Raw genomic sequence first — 19,922 nt, 5'->3', positions numbered from 1 at the left:
CCTATGATTCGAGACCCCGTCGCCTCAAGCAATATTGCATCCATAGGCTATGATCCCGGCAGTGAAACACTGGAGGTCGAGTTCACAAATGGCTCGATATACCAATATTTCAATGTATCCGCCGGACTGTATGAGCAACTCATGGCCGCCCCGTCTAAAGGGCAGTTTCTAAATACCTATATTAAGAACGCCTATCCGTATTCGCGCGTTGGGTAAATTCTAACATCCATGCAACTGAATCGTGGGCTCTCAATGGGGAGGCTTGTCTGCTTCGACCACAACCTTGGCAAAGGTGCGTTCGTTTCCTACGCTGCTGCTCGGAATAAGGCGGAAAGGAAGCCGCACCCTTCGGTAGTCGCTACTCCAGCGTTTGATGCGGCGCCGACAGGCAAAGGTCTGCCGCCACCGGAACGCAAGTTAAGATGGTTGCGCCCTCCCGCAACCATCTTTACTTGCTCGGGGCGCAAGTTATGATGAAATCCAGCCCCCGCAACCAAAAATTACCACACAAATACAGATGCTTGCCAGCCGCCTCAGGGCGGTGTGTTGCGTTGCGCATTTGCTCATGGAAGCGCCGTGGAAGCAAATGAAACGCAAAAAGGCTGTGGCGGAAGGGCAACATGATGTCGCTGCCCGAGGCCGCCTGCCCTCAATCATCCACCATGCACAATAGCCCAAAGATTTGAGCTGCCCGAATCCGAGGCAGAGATGATAAGGACTGAATATGCCGACACTGAAATTGCCGCCGCCGTGGGCAGGAGGTCTGGTTTGTCATCCGATGCATCAGCGAGAAGCGAAGTCAGCTCGGCCTTGCGAGCTTCGAGTGTGGTCATCTTCTCTTTCATCGAAGGTGGTACATGCCGTCGGCAATGGCCTCGACGATCTGAGCGATCTGCTTTTCGACTTTCGCCAGTTCCGCCTGCCAGGTATCGCCATTTGAACGCCGCTCGCGGTTCAAGCGGTTGGTCTCTTCCGCATAGGCACGCATCGCCTCGGCCGCGATCTCCGGTGCCATCATGCGATCCATGAGCCCTGAGAGCACACGGTCCTCCAACTCTTCCTGCCGGATGGTGCGACTGTTGGAGCAGGTGCCTTTGCTGATGCGGTTCGAGCAGGCGAAGCGGCCCGCGCCACGTAGAGAGTAGGTCACGCCACAGCACCCGCAATAGACCAGGCCGGACAGAAGAGACTGAGGCCGACGTTTGCCATTGAGCTTGTTCTTCTTGTGGTGCTTGCGGACCGCCTCGGTGACATTTGCGTATTTGTCGGCGATCACGGCTTGTCGCTCGCGCACTGCTTGCCAGAGTGGGTCATCGACAATCCGCAGCTCGGGTACCTCACGGATCAATCATTCACTCTCCGGGGTCAGGCGGGAGACGCGCTTTCCGGTGGACGGATCCTTGATATAGCGCAGTCGGTTCCAGATCCGGCGACCGATATAGAGCTCGTTGTTGATGAGGCCCGTTCCGCGCTTCACGTGACCGCGGATCGTGGTATCTCCCCATTGCTTCCCGTTGGGCCCCGGAATTCCTTCCTCGTTCAGGGTGCGGGCAATCGTGCGCGGCCCGATCCCCGATGCGAACTCCCGGAAGATGCGGCGGACAACATTCGCTTCGGCCTCGTTGCTCTCGTGGTCTCCGCGGACCGGATTGCCGCGTGCGTCGAGTTGCTTGACGACCGTATATCCAGCAGAGCCCACCGCCGGATTTGCCTTTTTCAACGCGGCCACGAATGCCGCGATGCGTTTTGGCAGCGAGGTCTTTGAGGAACAGCGCGTTCATCGTGCCCTTGAGGCTTACATGAAGCTCACTGACTTCCCCTTCGGAAAGGGTGACGATGGGCACGCCGGCGAACTTCAGATGCTTGTAGAAGGTGGCCACATCGGCCTGGTCGCGCGAAATGCGGTCCAGCGCTTCGGCCAGCACGATGTCGAATTTCCCGGCCTGAGCATCTTGCAGCAGGGACTGGATGCCCGGTCGCAGGATCATGCTGGCGCCGGAGATACCGGCATCTTTGTAGGTGCCGACGATCTTCCACTTCTCCCGCCTCGCCTGTTCCCGGCAAATCCGGAACTGGTCCTCGATCGACGCCTCACGCTGCTTGTCCGAGGAATAGCGAGCGTAGAGAGCGACGCAGGTCATGACCGGATTCCTTATACCACCTTGTCGAAGCGGCTCGGTCGGATCAGTACGTCCGCTGAGATGCCGAGTTGTTCGTGCAATTGCCGGATCATGTCGATCGACAGCCTGCGCTTGCGGTTGAGGATGTCCGAGACCCGACCATGCGGCCCGATGATCGGCTCCAGGTCCTTGCGGCTCAACCCCTGCTGCTCCATGCGGAACTTGATCGCCTCGACCGGGTCGGGCGGGTCCATCGGGTGGTGCTTCGCTTCATAGACATCGATCAGCGTTGCCAGCACGTCGAGCCGGTCGCCCTCGGGCGTTCCGCTCTTCGCCCCCCAGAGGCGTTCGACTTCCTCAAGCGCCGCGTTGTAGTCCACCTCGGTGCGGATGGGTTTGAGTTCAGTCACCATGCTTCACTTCCGTCACGTCGATCTTGTCGTAGGCCTTGTGAGTGCCGATCCACTTAATCCAGACGATGCTCTTCTCGAAATCGACCGCCACCACGAGGCGGTAGTCGTTGCCCTCGATGTTGAAGACGAACCGCTCGGCCGTGACGATGCTGGCCGTCGCATAGTGTCTCTTCACATCCGCGGAACTCGCCCACTCCGCCTTGCTGATTTCGTCGAACCAGGCATCAAGTGCGGCCTTGACCGCCGACTGCTCCTTTTGCTCCGCGAGGCTGTCGATGAATTGCCGCAGCGTGCGGCGGGCGATGATCCTCATTCAAACCTCTGCATCACGATACCATAATGGTATCAACTGAAATGTGCCAAGGCTCCGACGGTAGGAGCCGTAGGGGCTGTTGGTCAAGTCGAAGAGTGCCCCTTGCCCCGGCTTGCTTTCTGTTCCTGCGCTTCTTTGCTCTCGGGCAATCTGGCGGCCGATCAGACTGGCAAGGGCTTTCAGGCTAGCGTCCTTACACGCGGGATCACTCCGATCCGCTTCCGGACCGGTCGAGGGTCTTATCTCGATATTGGTCCTGCTCCGCTTGGCTGCCATCGTTTTCAAAGCCCCGCGCCCGGGAAAGGGCAGCATTATGGAAACGCGGAATGCCTTTGTCGGGAAGAGCGTAAGGCAGGCCTTGCGGTCAATAGGATGCCCTCGGCACCGCCACCGAGATGAAGGCGATGAAAAACTATGCCGGGCACCGTCTGGCACCCTGGCTCAGCCATTTCATGGTGTCCCGGTCGGAAACCGCTCGGGCGTTGCTCACCCCCGGAGAAATCATGCAGCTGCCGCCATCCGACGAGATCGTCATGGTGGCCGGCACACCACCGATCCGGGCGACGAAGGCTCGGTATTGCGAAGATGCGCGGTTTACTGAGCGGGTCTTGCCGCCACCCGATTTGGTGGACGTGGGCGCCTCGGGGGAGGATGACTGGAGCCGTCTGGCAGTCCCAGCGCAGGACGAAGAGCCGGGTCGAGTATCCGAGACTGGACCGGAGGATGAGGAAGACGGCGCCATTCGCAATCGCCGCATGCCGCATCATGTAGCAGATGCGTGGTATCGCGCGTCAGGTCTGGCTCGCAACAACACCGGCTCTGCCGGAACTCGCGGCCAAGGCAGCGCGGTCAAAAGCAGGGGAGCGATACGAGGCATTTATCGTAGCTCTCGGTCGTCGCTTGGCGCAGGGGCCGAAGTTGCGGCAGGAGGTGTCGGAGGATGTGTGGACGGGGGTGGCAGGTAGCGAACGGGAATGAGGGCATGTGGCTTCGCATCTAACGGCTCGAAGCGAAGCGCATCCTTATGCCATGGCGAGCTAAGTTGATAAGGTGTAAAGTCTACTTGACACATTGGAAATTTCCCGACTAGCTTAAGACCCATTAACCGGAACCAAAGCTGCGCGCTGATCGTATAGCACCAGTTCGTGGCCTGCCGGACGTGATCGCTGTCATGGATCACGATCATCGCAATCATGACTGACAAGGGCGGTGCAAAATCGGTTCGTTAGCCTCCCGGGTCCCGCAGGTTAACCAACAATGAGCTGTTTGAGTTGAAGCGCCTCATATTCCAGCGCGGTAAGGCGATAATTTACCACGTCGCCGATGGAAATCAGTCCGATGAGGGCATCGCCCTCCATCACAGGCAAATGGCGGAAACGCCCATCGGTCATGCGCCGCAAGACGGTGACGAGGGTCTCGTCTGCCGTGGTCGTCTTGATATCCGTGGTCATCAGCGCTTCAACGGTTTTGGGCAGGGTTTGACCCGGTGTCTGTGCCAATTGCCGCACGATGTCGCGTTCGGACAGGATGCCGCAAAGCGCACCTTGGGCATCTTTGACCAGAACGACACCGATGCGATTTTCGCTCATGATCTCAACAGCATGTTGCACAGTGTCTTGAGGTTGAATGGCGTTGATGTCGCCGCCTTTTATCGCCAAAACATCGCCGACGGTCGCCTGCGCTGCGGACATGTTGGTTTCGACGGTTTGGCTATGGCTCTGCTGGTCTGCCATGGCGCCTCGGGTCTTTGGGGTATAAGAAGCTGGCATGTGAATTTCTCCCTGAACTGTCTTTCAGGGTAGAGGAATTCGCGCTCAAGTAAACTTTTTCCGACCGGGAGACCCGTCTTGATTGAAAACCTGACCGGATCGCCGCTGACGCTTTCACCTTTGATGGCCACGACATTGTTCGTGATCGCCTGTCTCGCGGGCTATCGCTATCGTTCTGTCTGGAAAGCCGAAGGGCCGCGGGTTCAGCTTTGGATTTTCGGGCTGATCGCGGCGGTGATTTTGCTGGTTTTGGGGCTGGTGCCGGTCAAGGGCTAGGGGCCGAAAAAAAGACGCCTCAGGCGGCGTCCTCTTCCATCTCATCGAGCATCTTCCGGGCGCGCGGACAGGCAAGGCGTTCGCGCAGCGGGCTGTTCGGGTCGATCTCTTTCTTGCAGACCAGACAATGATCCGCGCCTTCGACCGCATTCAACCCGCCACAGCTTCCCTTGATCGTGCGCCCGCTGAACATGACGCCAAGCGCCATACCAGCCATCACAATTAAAAGAAGCCCGAAGGCGAGAATGAACGTCGACATGGATCGACCCCTGTTAAATATTCGTCAGATCACGCGGTCAGCGCGGTGAACTTGTCCGAGGCATAGCTCACGCGACCATGCTCGCCGTCTTTCACGACATGGTCAATGAACAGAACCGCGAGATCACGTTGATTTGCGATTTCAAGACCACGTTCGCGACCCAGCACCAAAAGCGCGGTGGCCCAGGCATCCGCCAGCATCGCGTTCTCGGTCATCACGGTGACGGAGGCGGTGTTGTGGGTGACCGGGCGGCCGGTAGTGGCGTCGATGATGTGGGAATAGCGCTGGCCACCCGCTTCGAAAAAGTTGCGATAATCGCCAGAGGTGGCCATGCCCATGTCGGAAACGCCGACAACCTGCGCCACGCCGCGATCAAAGGCTTCGGGCGTCTCAATGCCGATCTGCCAGGCTTTGCCTTCCGGGTTGCGGCCTGCAGTGTAAAGATCGCCCCCGATCTCGACCATGTAATCGGTGATGCCAAAGCTCTTGAGTGCGCGCGCGACCTGATCGACGCCGAATCCTTTGCCGATGGCGGAGAGGTACACCTCTGCGCCGTCGTTCATCTTGGTGAGGGTGCCGTTTTCGACTTTCAGCGAGCGGGACTGGCCGCTGCGCGCCATGGCGTCCGCGATCTGCGCATCGCTCGGCGCATCCATGCGGGTGCCCTTTGCACCAAAGCCCCAAAGGTCAATCAGCGCACCGACGGTGACGTCAAAACGGCCCTCGGTGGCATCGTGCACATGACTAGCGGCCAGCATCACATGTTCAAGCGCGGGGGAGACGGTCAACGTGTCGCCGGCAGCGGCGGCATTGAAGCGGGAAATTTCCGAAGAGGCGTCCCAGTTCGACATCTGGGTGTTGACCTCGGCCAGTGCCAGATCGACAGCTTTTTGCAGCTCGGCTTTTTTCACATCCTTGGTGTGATCGACGGCGACGATGGAATAGCTGGTGCCCATCGTGAGGCCGGTGAGTTCCAGAACGGACCACCCTTTCTTGCAGGCGGCCAGGCAGATCGGCATGACCATGAAGCTACGGCGAGAAAGGAGGAAAGAGTCGGACACGAGGCTGCTCCACTAAGCTGCGATATTTCAATCTTGCGGTGTTCTGCATGCTTCTGCGGCAGAATAGCATTGGGTTCAACACTAAAGTAAAAGAACTGTGCCTGGAAGCCTTCCATACCTTGGCTCATTATCGCATAAGGTAGCCGGAAAATGGACAGGGCTTAAAAGACGTGCAGCAACATGTGTTGAAGAAGGGTCTCGACGTTCCGGTGCTTGGCGCGCCTGACGCCAGGATCGACGAGGCAGCAGCGGTCCGGACCGTCGCCGTGCTTGGGCAGGATTATCTCGGTCTGAAACCGCGTTTGGCGGTGGAAGAAGGGGATGTGATTGCCGCTGGTGCACCGGTTCTGGCGCATAAGGATACGCCGGAGGTTCAGGTGACGTCCCCTGTGTCCGGAAGAATCAAGGCAATCAATCGCGGCGCGCGTCGTGTCCTTGTCTCTGTCGAAATCGAGGTGGACCCGACGGCGACCGAGCCGGTCGACTTTTCACAAATTGGTGATGACAGCACGGTCGAGGGTGTGACGCAGAAACTCTGCGCCTCCGGGCTTTGGACCTCGTTCCGCACCCGGCCCTACTCTAAAGTGCCTGCGCCTGACACGATACCTGCCGCGATCTATGTGACCGCGATGGACAGCGAGCCGCTTTCGGCTGACGCCGCGCTGATCATCCAACAGGACGCTGAGGCTTTTGCGCGCGGTCTGGCTGCGGTTGCTGTGCTCACTGAGGGCAAGACTTATCTCTGTCAGGAGATCGGCGCGGATATTCCAGGAAGCGATCTTGCGGGCATCACGGCGGTTGGCTTTTCCGGTCCGCACCCGGCTGGTTTGGCTGGCACGCATATGCATTTTCTGGAGCCGCCGACGGCGTTGAAAACTGTCTGGACGATCAGCTATCATGACGTGATCGCCATCGGGAAACTGATGCTGACCGGCAAGCTCGACGCCAGCCGCATCATTGCGCTCACCGGTCCGATGTGTTCGAACCCGCGCCTTGTGCGCACCGTCATGGGGGCCTCTATGGAGGATCTCTGCGCCGAGGATTTGAAATCTGACACGCCTATCCGTGTGATTTCCGGGTCTATCCTGAGCGGGCGCGCGGGGGCGGGGCAGACGGGATATCTTGGCCGTTATGCGCGTCAGATCACCCTCATCGAAGAGGATCGCAAACAAATACCGATGGGCTGGATTCGCCCGATGCCGTCAAAATATGCGTGCCAGCCAATGCTGGGCTCTGCGTTCTCCAAAAAGTTTTATGCTCTGACGTCGAACCTGAACGGTGGGCGTCGGGCCATGGTGCCGCTGGGCACCTTTGAGGCGTTGATGCCGCAGGATTTCCTGCCGACGCAGCTTTTGCGCGCGCTGCTCGTGATGGACACGGACCAAGCACAGGCGCTGGGCGCCCTTGAACTGGATGAGGAAGACGTTGCGCTCTGCGGCTTTGCTTGCCCGGCGAAATATGAATACGGCCTCGCGCTTCGCGACAGCCTCACCAAGATCGAGAAGGAGGGGTAAGGCTTTGGGTCTTCGCAATTTCTTCGACCGGATCGAGCCGTATTTCGAAAAAGGCGGCAAGTATGAGAAATATTTTGCCATCTACGAGATGGTGGAAAGTTTCATCTATACGCCGAAAACGGTCACCACTGTCGCGCCCCACGCGCGAACTTATGTCGATATGAAGCGCATCATGACCTATGTGGTCATCGCCACGATCCCGACGATCCTGTTTGCGCTTTATAACACCGGTCTTCAGACCAATATGGCGATTGCCGAATACGGTCCCTCGGGCTGGCGTGCGGGTGTCATCGAGGCGCTGGGCATCGGCTTCAATCCGAACAACATCCTTGCGAATATGCTGCACGGGTTGTTGTATTTCCTGCCGATCTACATCGTGACGCTGGTCGCGGGCGGGATTTTTGAAGTGATTTTCGCGGTCGTGCGTGGCCATGAGGTGAACGAGGGTTTCCTTGTGACCTCCATGCTTTACACGCTGATCATGCCGGCTTCGACGCCCTTGTGGATGGTGGCTTTGGGCATCATCTTCGGTGTCGTGATCGGCAAAGAAGTTTTCGGCGGTACCGGTAAGAACTTCCTTAACCCGGCGCTGGTCGGGCGGGCGTTCCTGTATTTTGCATATCCGGCTTACATGTCGGGCGACTCGATCTGGACGCCTGTCGATGGTTTCTCCGGGGCTACTGCTCTGGCTATTGGCGCCTCAGAAGGCGTCGGTGCATTCGCAGCCCATGGCATCAGCTGGATGGACGCGTTCGTCGGCACGATCCAAGGATCGCTTGGCGAAACCTCGACCATCGCCTGTATGATCGGCCTTGCCTTCCTTCTGCTGACCAAGATCGCCAACTATCGTCTGATCATCGGCTGTATGGCCGGGATGATGGCCTTCTCCGGTCTTCTGAACTTTATCGGTTCCGACACCAACCCGATGTTCGCCATGCCATGGTACTGGCATCTGGTGACTGGCGGTTTCGCCTTTGGTCTCGCTTTCATGGTGACCGAACCTGTGTCCGGTGCGCATACCAACATGGGGCGTTACATCTACGGGGCGCTCATCGGTTTTATGGTCGTGATGATCCGCGTCGTGAATCCGGCCTTCCCCGAAGGTATGATGCTCGCCATCCTGTTCGGCAACGTCTTCGCGCCGCTGATCGACTATTTCGTTGTGCAGGCCAACATCAAACGGAGGGCCAAGCGCAATGTCTGAAGCGAATGAAAACAAAGGCCTGATCCGTCGTTTCCTCGACGCGCCGCCGGACAGTGTGGGCAAGACGGTGGTTGTCGCCGTGGCACTCTGTCTCGTGGCCTCGATGGTCGTGTCCGCCGCTGCGGTGGCGCTGCGTCCGATCCAGGACGAGAACAAGCTGCGCGACAAGCGGATCAACATTTTGCAGGTCGCGGGCGTTTACGACGACACCGTGCCGGTGAACGAGGCGTTTGAGGCCTTCGAGCCGCATGTGCTCGATCTCTCCACGGGTGAATTCACCGACGCGTTCGAGACCTCCGAATTCGATGCGCTGGCCGATGCGAAAGATCCGTCGATCATGCGTCCGATTGACGAAGACCCGGCCGGGCTCGGCGGTCAGATGCAGGCTTACCGTCTGGTCTACCTGCTGCGCGACGACAGCGGGGCACTCGACAAGGTGGTGATGCCGATCGAAGGCTACGGGCTTTGGTCCACGCTCTACGGCTTTATCGCGCTCGAAGAGAATGGCAACGATATTTACGGTCTGCAATTCTACCAGCACGGAGAAACGCCGGGTCTTGGGGCCGAGGTAGACAACCCGCGCTGGAAAGCGCTGTGGAACGGCAAAAAGCTTTTTGACGAGGATGGCGATCTGGCGATCACGGTGGCGAAAACACCGCCGCCCGAAGGCACGGATTACTATGTGGACGCGCTGGCCGGTGCGACGCTGACCTCGCGCGGGGTGGACAACCTTGTGCGGTTTTGGATGGGGCAAGCGGGCTACGGCAGCTTCCTTGAGCATCTGCAAGCAGGAGAGGTGAACTGATGGCACAGACATATCGTTCGCAACTGATCGACCCGCTGGTCGATAACAATCCGATCACCTTGCAGGTTCTGGGCATCTGTTCCGCGCTTGCTGTGACGTCTTCGATGCAGGTGGCTTTCGTCATGTCGCTGGCTGTGACTTTGGTGACGGGCTTTTCGTCGATGTTCATTTCGATGTTGCGTAACCAGATCCCAAGCTCGATCCGCATCATCGTGCAGATGGTCGTGATTGCTTCTCTCGTGATCCTCGTGGATCAGGTGCTCAAGGCCTACGCCTATGAGATTTCCAAGACGCTGTCGGTTTTCGTCGGGCTGATCATCACCAACTGTATCGTGATGGGCCGCGCCGAAGCCTTTGCGATGAAGAACCCGCCGATTGCGAGTTTCATCGACGGGGTCGGCAACGGGCTTGGCTATGGGCTTTTGCTCATGGTCGTCTCGGTGATCCGCGAGCTGTTTGGCTCCGGCTCTCTTTGGGGGGTCACCATCCTTGAAACCGTGAACAACGGCGGCTGGTATGTGCCCAATGGTCTTCTGTTGCTGCCGCCATCGGCGTTTTTCGTGATCGGTCTGATCATCTGGGCCGTGCGCACGTGGAAGCCGGAACAGGTCGAAGAGCGTGAATATAAAATCCAGACAGTGGAGGGCCACTGATGGAAGGTCTCGTTTCACTGGCGGTCAAGGCCGTCTTTATCGAAAACCTCGCGCTGTCGTTCTTTCTCGGTATGTGTACCTTCCTCGCCGTGTCGAAGAAAATTTCGACTGCGATGGGCTTGGGCATCTCTGTGATGGTGGTTCAGGCGCTGACAGTGCCGGCGAACAACCTGATCCTGACCAAACTGCTCGCGCCCGGCGCGCTGGCCTGGGCCGGGTTCCCGGATGTCGATCTGACCTTTCTGGGTCTGATTTCCTACATCGGCGTGATCGCCGCTTTGGTGCAGATCCTGGAGATGGTGCTCGATAAGTATTTCCCGCCGCTTTACAACGCGCTTGGCGTGTATCTGCCGCTGATCACGGTGAACTGCGCCATCATGGGGGGCTCTTTGTTCATGGTGGAGCGGGGCTACAACTTCGCCGAATCCGCCACTTACGGTCTGTCTTCGGGCTTTGGCTGGGCGCTGGCGATCACGGCAATGGCCGGTGTGCGCGAAAAGCTGAAATATTCCGACATCCCGGACGGGCTTCAGGGGCTGGGCATCACCTTCATCACTGCGGGTCTGATGGCGATGGCTTTCATGTCCTTCTCCGGCGTGAAACTGTAAGGGAGGGTCAGGATCATGATGACATTCAGTCTGGGCGTTGTGCTCTTTACCCTGATCGTGATCGCGCTTGTGGCGGTCATTCTGGCGGCGCGCTCGAAACTTGTGAGTTCCGGTAACGTCAATATCACCATCAACGGTGAAAAGACGATTTCTGTGCCTGCTGGCGGTAAACTCCTGCAGACGCTTGCTGGGCAAAAACTGTTCGTGCCGTCGGCCTGTGGTGGTGGCGGCACCTGTGCGCAATGCCGGGTGCGGGTGCTGTCGGGTGGCGGGTCGATCCTGCCGACCGAGGAAAGCCATATCACCAAACGTGAGGCCGCCTGTGGCGACCGCCTGTCCTGTCAGGTGGCCGTGAAACAGGATATGGAGATCGAAGTGCCCGAAGAGGTCTTCGGCGTCAAAAAGTGGGAGTGCACCGTGCGCTCGAACCACAACGTGGCGACCTTTATCAAGGCGCTGGTTCTGGACCTGCCCGAAGGTGAAGACGTGAATTTTCGCGCCGGTGGCTATATCCAGATCGAAGCGCCCGCGCACAAACTGTCCTACAAGGATTTCGATATCGAGGAAGAATATCGCGAAGACTGGGACAAGTTTAATCTCTGGCAATACGAGTCGATTGTGGATGAGCCGATTGAGCGGGCCTATTCGATGGCGAACTACCCGGACGAGAAGGGCATGATCATGCTCAACGTCCGTGTGGCCTCGCCGCCGCCGCGCTCCGAAGGCATTCCGCCGGGGCAGATGTCGTCCTACATCTTCAACCTCAAACCCGGCGACAAGGTCACGATTTCCGGTCCGTTCGGCGAATTCTTTGCCCGTGACACCCAAAAGGAAATGGTCTTCATCGGGGGCGGGGCCGGGATGGCGCCGATGCGCTCGCATATCTTCGATCAGCTCAAGCGCCTAGAGAATCGTGATCGCAAGATCACCTTCTGGTATGGCGCGCGTTCCAAGCGCGAAATGTTCTTCGTTGAGGATTTCGACGAACTGGCGAAAGAGTTCCCGAACTTCACTTGGCACGTGGCGCTCTCTGACGCCCTGCCGGAGGACGATTGGGGCGGCTATACCGGCTTCATCCACAATGTGCTCTTCGAGGAATACCTCAAGAACCACCCGGCACCTGAAGATTGCGAATATTACATGTGTGGCCCCCCCATCATGAACCAATCCGTGATCAACATGCTGTTGAATCTCGGCGTGGACCGCGAGGACATTATGCTCGATGACTTCGGGGGCTGAACGATTTTCGGAGGGGATGCGAAAGCATGGTTCTGTTGCAAATTTTTCGCACAGTCTGGGAAGTCGCTTGCCCTGATACAGTTATCTAGCGATTGTCGTTGCCGCGCCACCGGGGTGATGGCCACCGGGCTACGTTTGCTGCGCACAATTCGCGCGGTGTCGCTTGGTCAAGCTCGCTTGTGCCTTCCATGCGGTCTCCCTGACCTCCTCGGGCATATGCTTCGTGGCAGAGTAGACTTTCTTCCCGACACACGCGGGGTAGCGATACGTCCATGCGCTCTCGACCAGCGTCCGGCCACGCGGCTCATCCCGGCCTTCGCCGCAGCGATTTCGATAGGGTAATCTTGTCCCAGCTTCATGAAAAGTCTCGTCTGTTGATCGGTTACATGGCGTCCCGGCACAAAGGTGGTTCTCCATTCCTGCAAACCACCAGCGTAACGGGGCGCCCGCGATCATAGACCCCAAAACGGGCGAAGCGGCGGCCGTATGCCTCCGCTCGGGCTAAGCTCTCCCTTCGACACACGGCCACCGCACCGTCTCATCCTATTTGTCTTTGTCGCGTAGCACGAATGGCAGAAATGCGGACGAAGCTGCCGCAGAGCAGCATTCTGTATTAATCATTCTTAAGCGCGACTATTCAAGGGCTTCATAAATGGACGTAAAACTCGGGCGAATAGTGATCTACACTAAGAAGATAGAGCAAATGGCGGAGTTCTACGCCAAGCACTTCGGGTTTTCATGTTTACGTTCCGAAGGCGACCGCATCGTCGAGTTGCGGCCACGAGCCGGTGGTAGTGCGATACTGTTACATTTCGCATCGGCCAAGCAAAAGGAAGGACAAGCCCTCGTAAAGCTCGTTTTCGATGTCGAAGATGTCGCGCTCTTTTGCGACTCTGCCAATCGTGCGGGATTGAAGTTCAGCAAAGTCCATCAGGCTGATGGCTATGTTTTTGCCAATGCAAAAGACCCTTCGGGAAACTCAATTCAGGTGTCCAGCAGAGCTTTTGCACAGCGATAGTTTGGGCTGATTTTGTTGAAAAACTCTTCCTTGATTGGTGCATGGACTGCTGATTCAATTCTCTCAACGAGCGGGAGAATGAGCCATGATGGGACCGAAGCAGGAAGCGCAGGCGGCGCTGTTCTATGAGTTCTCGCTGGAAGGCCATGTGCCCCGACGGAACGTTCTCACGATCCGACTTCACATGGGATGATGAGAACGACCGCTACATCTGTCCGGGCGGCAAGGAAATGCGGTAGATCTGGCGAACCTATTCCGACCCCGCCCGGAATGCACCGAGTTGGAAGGCTCGCAAGTATCGGGCGCTGAAGTCTGATTGCACAGGCTGCGAGTTGAAGGAAAAATGCTGTCCCAACTCCGAGGCCCGCGCGGTTCATCGCGAGAAATACGAGATCGTCAGAGACTTCGCTCGGCAATGCACGGCCTCAGAGTTCAATCCCAAGGCTCAGGCGCGAAGGAAGAAGGTTGAGATGTTCTTTGCCCACCTCAAACGCATTCTCGGCCTTGGACGACTCCGATTGCGCGGCCCATGCGGCGTTCAAGACGAGTTCACCCTCGCAGCAATCGCCTAAAACCTCCGGAAGCTGGCCAAGCTCAGGCCGATGGTTCCCTCAATGGGATGAAACGGCAGGAGGAACCCGACATCCAAAAATCAAAGCGATAGCTTGCCAAGACGCATCAGGACCAAAGAGTTTTTCAACAGAATCAAATCTATGCGGACACGGGGCGTTGCAGCTGGACGCGCATGGTCACCTTGGTCGTAGCGTAGTTCGTAGTTTATACCGGTCATTAATAATTAAAGACCTAAGCACAAAGGCCCGAAATGTGCCAGCTGTGAAGGCCGTTCGTCTTACCGGGTGCAACGGGAGTTCCGGCATATCCACAAGCGCTATTGGGGCTGTCGGTTTTGGGGACGGGGGTATTTTTCAAACACCAACGGCGCCATTCCCGAAGACATTGTACTTCAGTACCTCGAAAACCACATCTCTGATCCTACCGGCGCCTGCCGGTAGTCGTTCAGTCGATGTGCAACCTACTCTATGAATTCGCTTGGAGAGATGTCGAATGCGTTGCTGTGGTTATCGGAACCTCCAGCAACTCGCCCCAGATAACGGTAGTTGTTGTCCCATCGATCCAGCGCTGCACGGCATTCGTAACTTCCGGTCGCGCGGCAGCGAAGTCTTGACCAATTAACAAAATACGCGGGTGACACAAGGATGCGCGAACCAGGCTGACAGCCGTGCGTTCTGACAGCGACAATGTCCGGCCGCCTTCCGTGATCCTGCGGTCGAGATCGCCATCGGGGCACAGCACCTCGTCCAGCCGCAGGTGCCGGATCCTGTCGCGCAGGACCGCATCGTCGATCGAGATGCCGGTCCCGAAGATGAGCGCGCGGCGCAGCGAGCCTTGCAGCATCGGCACATCGGGACCGATCCGGCAGAGGTTGCGCCGCAGTGCGCCACGACTCAGTTCGTCGAGCGGGATGCCCGACAGCTGAATCTGCCCGGCGGGTTTTGGATCGCGTCCCAGGAGGATGTTGAAGAGTGCGGTTTCGGCGCGTTCACCAAGTGCAATCCGGACTGCCTCGCCAGCAGCCAGTGTGCAGGAAAACTTGGGGTGGCCTGGCAATTCCAGCGCCTCAATCCGCAGCGAAACCGGGCCTTTAGGCAGCCCGCGCGTGCCATAGGGCGGGCGCTGACGCCGCGCCAGCGCGGCGGCGCATTTCTCCTGCGCCGCGCGCCACCCGGCATGCAGGTTCCAGACCGTCGCAAGGTCACGCATCGGCGCAAGCAGCAGGCCCAGAGCCGAAAGCGCGGCGGCAATGGTCCCGGTGCCAAGCCCCTCGCGGGCACCGATCAGCAGGATCAGCACCGCAGTCAGCCCGGCCATCATCTCGGGAATGGCTGTCAGCGTCTCGGCCAGCCGCAGCCGGGCAAGCGCGGTCTCGATCATCCGTCCCGACTGCCGGTGCAGCCGGTGCAGCTCCTTGTTCCGGCGCCCCAGCCGGTCGAGATCGGGGGCAAGGGTCATGCGTTCGGCCATCTCGGCGGCGATGCGCCCGCGCCGGGCGCGCAGGCGTCGGTGCAGTGGCGCGAGACGCAGGCCGCCAGCGAGGATCAGCACCAGCCCGATACCGAGTGGCGGCAGCACCGCTAGCAGCAGCGCGGGCGAGAGCAGGCCCAGCACCGCCAATGTCGCGGGGATCAGGATCCCGCCCGCGACAAGGCGCGGCACACCCCGCCCTGCCCAGTTGCGAAACGCGGTCATGTCGCCAACGAAACGCAGGCTCATATATCCGCTGCGCCGCGCCGCCACATCGCAAGCCGCCATGCCCGCCGCATGTTCGAAAAGCGCGGCGCGCAGGTCGAGCACATAGCTCTGGGCCAGACGCTCGCTCTGCACCCGTGCCGCGATCCGAGACGTGGCGACGACCAAACCGGACAGGCCAAGTACCACCATCGGAAACAGCGGCAGATCGGGCGCCCCGGCATGCAGCGCCTCGAACAGCGCGCGCGTGGCAAAGGCCGCGGCGGCGGCGCCCAGCCCCTGCACCAGCGTCAGCAGCGTCACCCGGGCAAGCGGCGTGCGCCGCCCGGGGGCGAGAAGGCGGGGCATCTGCTTCATGCGGCGCGCGACCAGTCCGCGCCAGCCTGCAGCGCAAAGCCGTTGGCCTCGGCCGGGTCCGACAGATCGGATTTGCGCAGCACCGGGATGCCGGTTGCCGTTTCCGCCTCGCGGCTGGCCATCGGCGAACAACTCAACATGCCTGTCAGCAGGTCGGGGGCCAACCCCAGTCGCGCCAGTTCGGCCACGCCGCCGGCGGCGGCCACCGCATCGCCGCAGGCGAAGACCAGGCCCGAAATCCGGCTCTGAAACCATGGATCGGCGATGAGCTGCGCAGTTTCGCGCTGGAACAGCCCGTCGGCCACTTCCATCACGGCAATCTCGCAGTCCCGACGCTGCGCCTCGCCCAGCAGCCGGTCGATACCATTCCGGATGCGGGGCAGTTCTTCGAGATAGGTGGTCACCATGCCTGCATCGGTGAAGTCGCCGACATAATGCGCGCCGGTATCGCTGTATTCGTTGTAGTCTCCGAACGCACCGGTGCCGGTCGCCTTGATCGCAGCGGTTTTCCAGCCGGCCCGGCGCAGCCCCAGCGCAAGTTGTGCGGTGGCCAGGGTCTTGCCGGAGTTCATCGCGGTGCCCAGAACCGCGATCACCGGGATTTCGGAGGGACGTGCAGGGTCGGGCAGCGCGAATTGCGACAGATTTACCGGCACGCCGTTCTGGCCCAGGAGGCGCCCCTTGGGCAGCAGCCGCGTGGCGGGTTTGATGCGCTCGTTGCGGGCAGTCATGCGGCCGATGCAACCACCGCCCGCCAGCATGTCAGCCCCGTCAGGCGCGATCTCGGCGATTCCTTCGAACTGGTCGGGCGCATAGCGCGCGCCGCAGGCCAGCACCACGAGATCACCGGGAAACAGATCCGACGGTCGTCCGGAGGGCAACTGGATGCGCCGGTGCTGGCCGATCTGATCGACCTGCGCGAGGATCAGATCGCCAGCGCGAGCCTCGGCAAAGCGTGTATCGAGGTCGCAGATTTGAGTGCGATCGACGCGGCGGGTCGAAAAGCTCCATTTCGCGCTATCGAGTTGGGAGGTCAGGGCGGTGGTCATGAGAGGTCTCCTTTCAAAGGATCGGAAAAATGTTTGTGAGCGGGAAGAAGTTCAGGCAGCGCTGGAAAGACCGGTTTGCGCGGGCGTGGTCACCATCCGGGCAAGCCCGGCGCGCCGGATGGCCCAAGCGACATCATGTGCGCAGCCCGGAAGTTCGCGCAGCGCGATCCGGGGAGGACAGCCCTCTGCGGCGGCGGCCATGCGCAGCGCCTGAACATAGGTACGCGCGCGCGCCAGACGAGTGTGGCCCTGAAGGCGGTCTAGCTCCGGCGTCTGGCGCAGCGTCTCGTCACGGGCGGTGTCGCGGCTGCCGACATAGATGTGAATGGGACGGTCGAGGAAGCGGCGCAGCCCGGCGCCATGGCGGCGCGCCCAGAACAGATCGCGCGGGGAAGCGCTATCGGCCAGCCCATAGGGATAGGCCATGGTCTCGTTTGGCAGGCAGTACCAGCCCGCCGCAGCAAGGTGCAGATCGGCGGCACGCTGCGGGAACAGCATCGCGAAGCGGTGCGCCAGTTGTGCGCCGCCCGAATGGCCGAACAGGCTGACCGGGCCGGCCTGGTCAGGAAAGGCGGCTTCGAAAGCCGTCAGCAGCGCGAGCAGCGCCTGATCCGGGCGCGCTTTTCGGGTGGGGCGCTGAAACACCGGCCAATCGCGTTCGCTGAAATGCGGTACAATGATCATCCGACCTGTCCGCTCGGCTTCGGGACGGAAGAGCTCGGTCAGTTCCCGGGCGTTGCGGGAAATTCCGTGCAGTACCAGAAGCGGTGCCTCACCGCTGGTCTGGGCCGGCACGATGATCCGGGCGGAAAGCCGCCCGGCTGGGCTGGTGCAGGTGAAGCTGGAGGTCTGTCCGATCTGGAAAATCGAAGCGGAGGAACTGGGCATTGAGGGCTCCTTGCGTTGGTATCTGCGAGGATTACGCCCGACCCGCCGTCCTATTCCCGCCGCAGGCAAAAAAATTTACTGCATCGGTTCGTCTTGGTTCTTCAGTGGACTGCCACAGCTTTCGATGACCGGAACCAGTCCGTGGCCATACACCTCGTCGCGCCCCGGTTCCCCCAGATCTGTGGCGCCTGCGCGCAGCGCTTCCGCAATCTCTATGGCGCTGCTCTCCGGATGGGTTTCGCGCAGCATCGCCGCCGCCGCTGTGGCGAAGGGAACGGCAAAGGATGTGCCGGTCTTCCAGCGTGCACCGCTGACAGAGGCAGCGGTCCAAACATTCACCCCCGGCGCCGCGAGGTCGATATGCGGCCCTTGGACTGCGCGCCGGTAGACGCGTCGGTCGCGGTCGATGGCGGTGACGGCCATGACATGATCGAAGGCGGCCGGGTAGCGTGGCCCGGCGCGTGGCCCGTCATTTCCCGCCGCAGCAAGGATCAGGATGTCGTTCTCTGCGACGAGCCGCGCGGTGATCTCTTCCAAAACCGCGTTTTCGGGCCCAGCGAGGCTGAGGTTGATCACCCGCACGTCACGCTCGGCGAGAAAGGAGAGCGCGTCGGTCAGAGTAAAGACATCGGCGCGCTCGTCGCGGCCCTCCCGGTGAAAGGAATCCACGGCGACCAGCGAGGCGCCGGGCACAAGCCCGGGAGAACGCGTTGCCGGATCGCCGATCAGAAGCGCAGCAATAGCGGTGCCGTGCAGGTTCCTGGAGGGCGTCAGGCCGTCGTCCGAGAGCCGGTGCAATTCGAGAGCGGCGCCCGCGAAGGTTTCATGCGCATCGTTGATGCCAGTGTCGATCATGCCGATGGCTACACCGCTGCCGCATCCGCTTCGCGATGGCGGCAACGGCCAACCGATGCTGAGCCGCGCGGGACAGTCGCCGCCTTGGCAATCCGGTGCAAAGCCCTGCTCGGTGCGGTAATAGTGATTGAAATCGACAGTCGATACCGAGGACAACGCCCCCACCCGCATGCGCGCGTCGGTCAGAGAGACCCCCGGTGGTATCGAGAGACGGCGGACCTCCGTACCGAGGCGCGCCAACTGCCGGACTTCGAGCGACTGATAGCCCTCGCTTTCAAGCGTGGTCAGGTCTGCGGACGAAAGCCCGTTGGTGACGATCTCTGCCGCAGCCTGCTCCGGCGGCGGTGGCACTGGGGCGGAGCGCGACGCCGCGCGAGGCACCTGTTGCGGTTGCGCAGGGGCGCGCCGAAACAGGCGGGAAAGCCCCTCCTTGCTACCACCGCTGTGTGACGCGCTTGGCTTACGGCTGTCATCATCATCATCATCATTGTCGCCACCATTATCGTTACTACCGTCGTCGTCATCGTCATCGGCCCATGCGGGCGTGGCCAGCCCGGGCCATGGCGCTTCGGCAACGCAGAACAACACGACAGAGGCAAGCAAGTGAGCAAGCAGAATTTTTTTTAACATCCTGAGAATTCCCATTGTTGTATTGCAAAACAGGTTGCGATGCTTACGGTTGTGACCAGAGATAATTCCATCTGCCCTGGGCGGCAAACAGACAGTGGACAGGCGGGTATGAATCACCGTTTCGAACAAGACATCGTCGCCCAACTCGTCCCGTTGCGCAGATTCGCATTATCGCTCTGCCGGAATCCCGACTTGGCGGACGACCTGGTCCAAATGACCGTAGAGCGCGCGATTGCCGCCTGCGACCGTTATGACGGGTCTCAGCGGATCGAACCCTGGTTGTTCCGAATCCTGCGCAATGCCTGGCTCGACATGTTGCGGCGGCGAAGAACCCGGGGCACCGAGATCGATGTCAGTGACGCGCCCGATGCGGCGGCGATCGACGGGCGGCAGATCACGGATGCGCGCCTGATGCTGAGTGCAACGGAAAAGGCGCTCGACGAGCTTCCGGACGATCAGCGCGAGGTGATCCTGCTCGTGTGCTATGAGGAACTGTCCTATGCCGAGGCGGCTGCGATCCTGGACATCCCGCGCGGGACGGTCATGAGCCGGCTGGCGCGGGGCCGCGTGGCCTTGGCGAAAAAACTGGGAATATAGTGCCACCTTGTGCGTAGACGAGGGGA

Annotated in this window: 22 protein-coding genes and 4 pseudogenes; 13 read left to right on the top strand and 13 right to left on the bottom strand. The window is 60.0% G+C overall.

Going from position 1 to position 19,922, the window contains the following annotated elements; genetic code table 11:
- Nucleotides 1–3: 3 nt before the first annotated feature.
- Nucleotides 4–216 (top strand): KTSC domain-containing protein, encoded by a 213-nt coding sequence (locus C8N42_RS07645; protein ID WP_107815966.1) that lies wholly within the window; start codon nucleotides 4–6, stop codon nucleotides 214–216.
- A 437-nt stretch (nucleotides 217–653) separates the two neighbouring features.
- Here C8N42_RS07645 and C8N42_RS21880 read toward each other — a convergent pair whose 3' ends face one another.
- The 6 genes and pseudogenes from C8N42_RS21880 to C8N42_RS07625 form a co-directional block, all read right to left on the bottom strand.
- Entirely contained in the window at nucleotides 654–833 is a 180-nt protein-coding gene (locus C8N42_RS21880; protein WP_245889994.1) for a hypothetical protein, read from the bottom strand.
- Between the two features lie 8 nt (nucleotides 834–841).
- Nucleotides 842–1,348 carry a recombinase zinc ribbon domain-containing protein gene (locus C8N42_RS21875; protein WP_245889993.1) on the bottom strand — a complete coding sequence of 169 codons (507 nt, stop codon included), beginning with the start codon at nucleotides 1,346–1,348 and terminating at the stop codon, nucleotides 842–844.
- Nucleotides 1,349–1,699 (bottom strand): recombinase family protein, encoded by a 351-nt coding sequence (locus tag C8N42_RS21870; RefSeq protein ID WP_245889998.1) that lies wholly within the window; start codon nucleotides 1,697–1,699, stop codon nucleotides 1,349–1,351. It abuts the gene before it with no gap.
- Between the two features lie 19 nt (nucleotides 1,700–1,718).
- A pseudogene (locus C8N42_RS21865) lies at nucleotides 1,719–2,141 on the bottom strand (recombinase family protein); the annotation flags it as partial.
- A gap of 11 nt (nucleotides 2,142–2,152) precedes the next feature.
- Nucleotides 2,153–2,533: a helix-turn-helix domain-containing protein gene (locus C8N42_RS07630; RefSeq protein ID WP_107815965.1), complete on the bottom strand. Its 381-nt coding sequence runs from the start codon at nucleotides 2,531–2,533 to the stop codon at nucleotides 2,153–2,155.
- On the bottom strand, nucleotides 2,523–2,846 hold the full coding sequence (locus C8N42_RS07625) for a type II toxin-antitoxin system HigB family toxin (RefSeq protein ID WP_107815964.1): 324 nt from the start codon (nucleotides 2,844–2,846) through the stop codon (nucleotides 2,523–2,525). Before C8N42_RS07625 ends, C8N42_RS07630 begins: the two co-directional genes overlap by 11 nt.
- Nucleotides 2,847–3,217: 371 nt before the next feature.
- Between C8N42_RS07625 and C8N42_RS22125 the strand changes: the two are divergent.
- Nucleotides 3,218–3,824, top strand: a pseudogene (locus C8N42_RS22125) (type IV secretory system conjugative DNA transfer family protein); the annotation flags it as partial.
- A gap of 269 nt (nucleotides 3,825–4,093) precedes the next feature.
- Here C8N42_RS22125 and C8N42_RS07605 read toward each other — a convergent pair.
- Nucleotides 4,094–4,615, bottom strand: a complete 522-nt coding sequence (locus tag C8N42_RS07605; RefSeq protein WP_107815962.1) for a CBS domain-containing protein — start codon at nucleotides 4,613–4,615, stop codon at nucleotides 4,094–4,096.
- A gap of 78 nt (nucleotides 4,616–4,693) precedes the next feature.
- Here C8N42_RS07605 and C8N42_RS07600 point away from each other — a divergent pair, with 78 nt between their 5' ends.
- Complete coding sequence (locus C8N42_RS07600; RefSeq protein ID WP_107815961.1) at nucleotides 4,694–4,891, top strand: hypothetical protein; 198 nt, start codon at nucleotides 4,694–4,696, stop codon at nucleotides 4,889–4,891.
- 19 nt (nucleotides 4,892–4,910) lie between these two features.
- Here the strand turns inward: C8N42_RS07600 and nqrM are convergent, their stop codons facing one another.
- Nucleotides 4,911–5,150 carry a (Na+)-NQR maturation NqrM gene (gene nqrM / locus C8N42_RS07595; RefSeq protein WP_107815960.1) on the bottom strand — a complete coding sequence of 80 codons (240 nt, stop codon included), beginning with the start codon at nucleotides 5,148–5,150 and terminating at the stop codon, nucleotides 4,911–4,913.
- A 29-nt stretch (nucleotides 5,151–5,179) separates the two neighbouring features.
- Nucleotides 5,180–6,211, bottom strand: a complete 1,032-nt coding sequence (locus C8N42_RS07590) for an FAD:protein FMN transferase (protein WP_107815959.1) — start codon at nucleotides 6,209–6,211, stop codon at nucleotides 5,180–5,182.
- Nucleotides 6,212–6,381: 170 nt separating this feature from the next.
- Here C8N42_RS07590 and C8N42_RS07585 point away from each other — a divergent pair, with 170 nt between their 5' ends.
- From C8N42_RS07585 to C8N42_RS07540, 9 genes and pseudogenes are all read left to right on the top strand, one after another.
- A complete protein-coding gene (locus C8N42_RS07585) occupies nucleotides 6,382–7,725 on the top strand; it encodes a Na(+)-translocating NADH-quinone reductase subunit A (protein WP_107815958.1) in 1,344 nt (447 codons plus the stop codon).
- Nucleotides 7,726–7,729: 4 nt separating this feature from the next.
- Complete coding sequence (locus C8N42_RS07580) at nucleotides 7,730–8,929, top strand: NADH:ubiquinone reductase (Na(+)-transporting) subunit B (protein ID WP_107815957.1); 1,200 nt, start codon at nucleotides 7,730–7,732, stop codon at nucleotides 8,927–8,929.
- Nucleotides 8,922–9,734 carry a Na(+)-translocating NADH-quinone reductase subunit C gene (locus C8N42_RS07575; RefSeq protein WP_107815956.1) on the top strand — a complete coding sequence of 271 codons (813 nt, stop codon included), beginning with the start codon at nucleotides 8,922–8,924 and terminating at the stop codon, nucleotides 9,732–9,734. Before C8N42_RS07580 ends, C8N42_RS07575 begins: the two co-directional genes overlap by 8 nt.
- The gene (locus tag C8N42_RS07570) at nucleotides 9,734–10,387 is read left to right on the top strand and encodes an NADH:ubiquinone reductase (Na(+)-transporting) subunit D (protein WP_107815955.1); all 654 of its coding nucleotides are present in this window, start codon (nucleotides 9,734–9,736) and stop codon (nucleotides 10,385–10,387) included. Before C8N42_RS07575 ends, C8N42_RS07570 begins: the two co-directional genes overlap by 1 nt.
- Nucleotides 10,387–10,995 carry an NADH:ubiquinone reductase (Na(+)-transporting) subunit E gene (gene nqrE / locus C8N42_RS07565; protein ID WP_107815954.1) on the top strand — a complete coding sequence of 203 codons (609 nt, stop codon included), beginning with the start codon at nucleotides 10,387–10,389 and terminating at the stop codon, nucleotides 10,993–10,995. The genes C8N42_RS07570 and nqrE overlap by 1 nt, the downstream gene beginning before the upstream one ends.
- 15 nt (nucleotides 10,996–11,010) lie before the next feature.
- Complete coding sequence (gene nqrF, locus C8N42_RS07560) at nucleotides 11,011–12,234, top strand: NADH:ubiquinone reductase (Na(+)-transporting) subunit F (protein WP_107815953.1); 1,224 nt, start codon at nucleotides 11,011–11,013, stop codon at nucleotides 12,232–12,234.
- A 652-nt stretch (nucleotides 12,235–12,886) separates the two neighbouring features.
- Complete coding sequence (locus C8N42_RS07550) at nucleotides 12,887–13,252, top strand: VOC family protein (protein ID WP_107815951.1); 366 nt, start codon at nucleotides 12,887–12,889, stop codon at nucleotides 13,250–13,252.
- Nucleotides 13,253–13,407: 155 nt separating this feature from the next.
- A pseudogene (locus C8N42_RS22160) lies at nucleotides 13,408–13,824 on the top strand (transposase); the annotation flags it as partial.
- 264 nt (nucleotides 13,825–14,088) lie between these two features.
- A pseudogene (locus tag C8N42_RS07540) lies at nucleotides 14,089–14,265 on the top strand (transposase); the annotation flags it as partial.
- A 25-nt stretch (nucleotides 14,266–14,290) separates the two neighbouring features.
- Here the strand turns inward: C8N42_RS07540 and C8N42_RS07535 are convergent.
- The 4 genes from C8N42_RS07535 to C8N42_RS07525 all read right to left on the bottom strand — a co-directional run bounded on the left by C8N42_RS07535 (nucleotide 14,291) and on the right by C8N42_RS07525 (nucleotide 19,299).
- On the bottom strand, nucleotides 14,291–15,868 hold the full coding sequence (locus C8N42_RS07535; protein ID WP_170109246.1) for an ABC transporter transmembrane domain-containing protein: 1,578 nt from the start codon (nucleotides 15,866–15,868) through the stop codon (nucleotides 14,291–14,293).
- A 5-nt stretch (nucleotides 15,869–15,873) separates the two neighbouring features.
- Nucleotides 15,874–16,926: a P-loop NTPase family protein gene (locus tag C8N42_RS21600; RefSeq protein ID WP_170109245.1), complete on the bottom strand. Its 1,053-nt coding sequence runs from the start codon at nucleotides 16,924–16,926 to the stop codon at nucleotides 15,874–15,876.
- Between the two features lie 51 nt (nucleotides 16,927–16,977).
- Nucleotides 16,978–17,814, bottom strand: coding sequence for an alpha/beta fold hydrolase (locus C8N42_RS07530; RefSeq protein ID WP_107815949.1), 837 nt, complete (start codon nucleotides 17,812–17,814; stop codon nucleotides 16,978–16,980).
- Nucleotides 17,815–17,889: 75 nt separating this feature from the next.
- Complete coding sequence (locus tag C8N42_RS07525; RefSeq protein ID WP_107815948.1) at nucleotides 17,890–19,299, bottom strand: S8 family serine peptidase; 1,410 nt, start codon at nucleotides 19,297–19,299, stop codon at nucleotides 17,890–17,892.
- 108 nt (nucleotides 19,300–19,407) lie between these two features.
- Between C8N42_RS07525 and C8N42_RS07520 the strand changes: the two genes are divergently transcribed.
- On the top strand, nucleotides 19,408–19,896 hold the full coding sequence (locus C8N42_RS07520) for an RNA polymerase sigma factor (protein WP_107815947.1): 489 nt from the start codon (nucleotides 19,408–19,410) through the stop codon (nucleotides 19,894–19,896).
- The last annotated feature ends 26 nt before the right edge of the window (nucleotides 19,897–19,922 follow it).

Origin of the sequence: Celeribacter persicus (genome assembly GCF_003050785.1) — a bacterium.
Lineage (GTDB): Bacteria > Pseudomonadota > Alphaproteobacteria > Rhodobacterales > Rhodobacteraceae > Celeribacter > Celeribacter persicus.
This window is presented reverse-complemented; position numbering and strand designations above follow the sequence as displayed.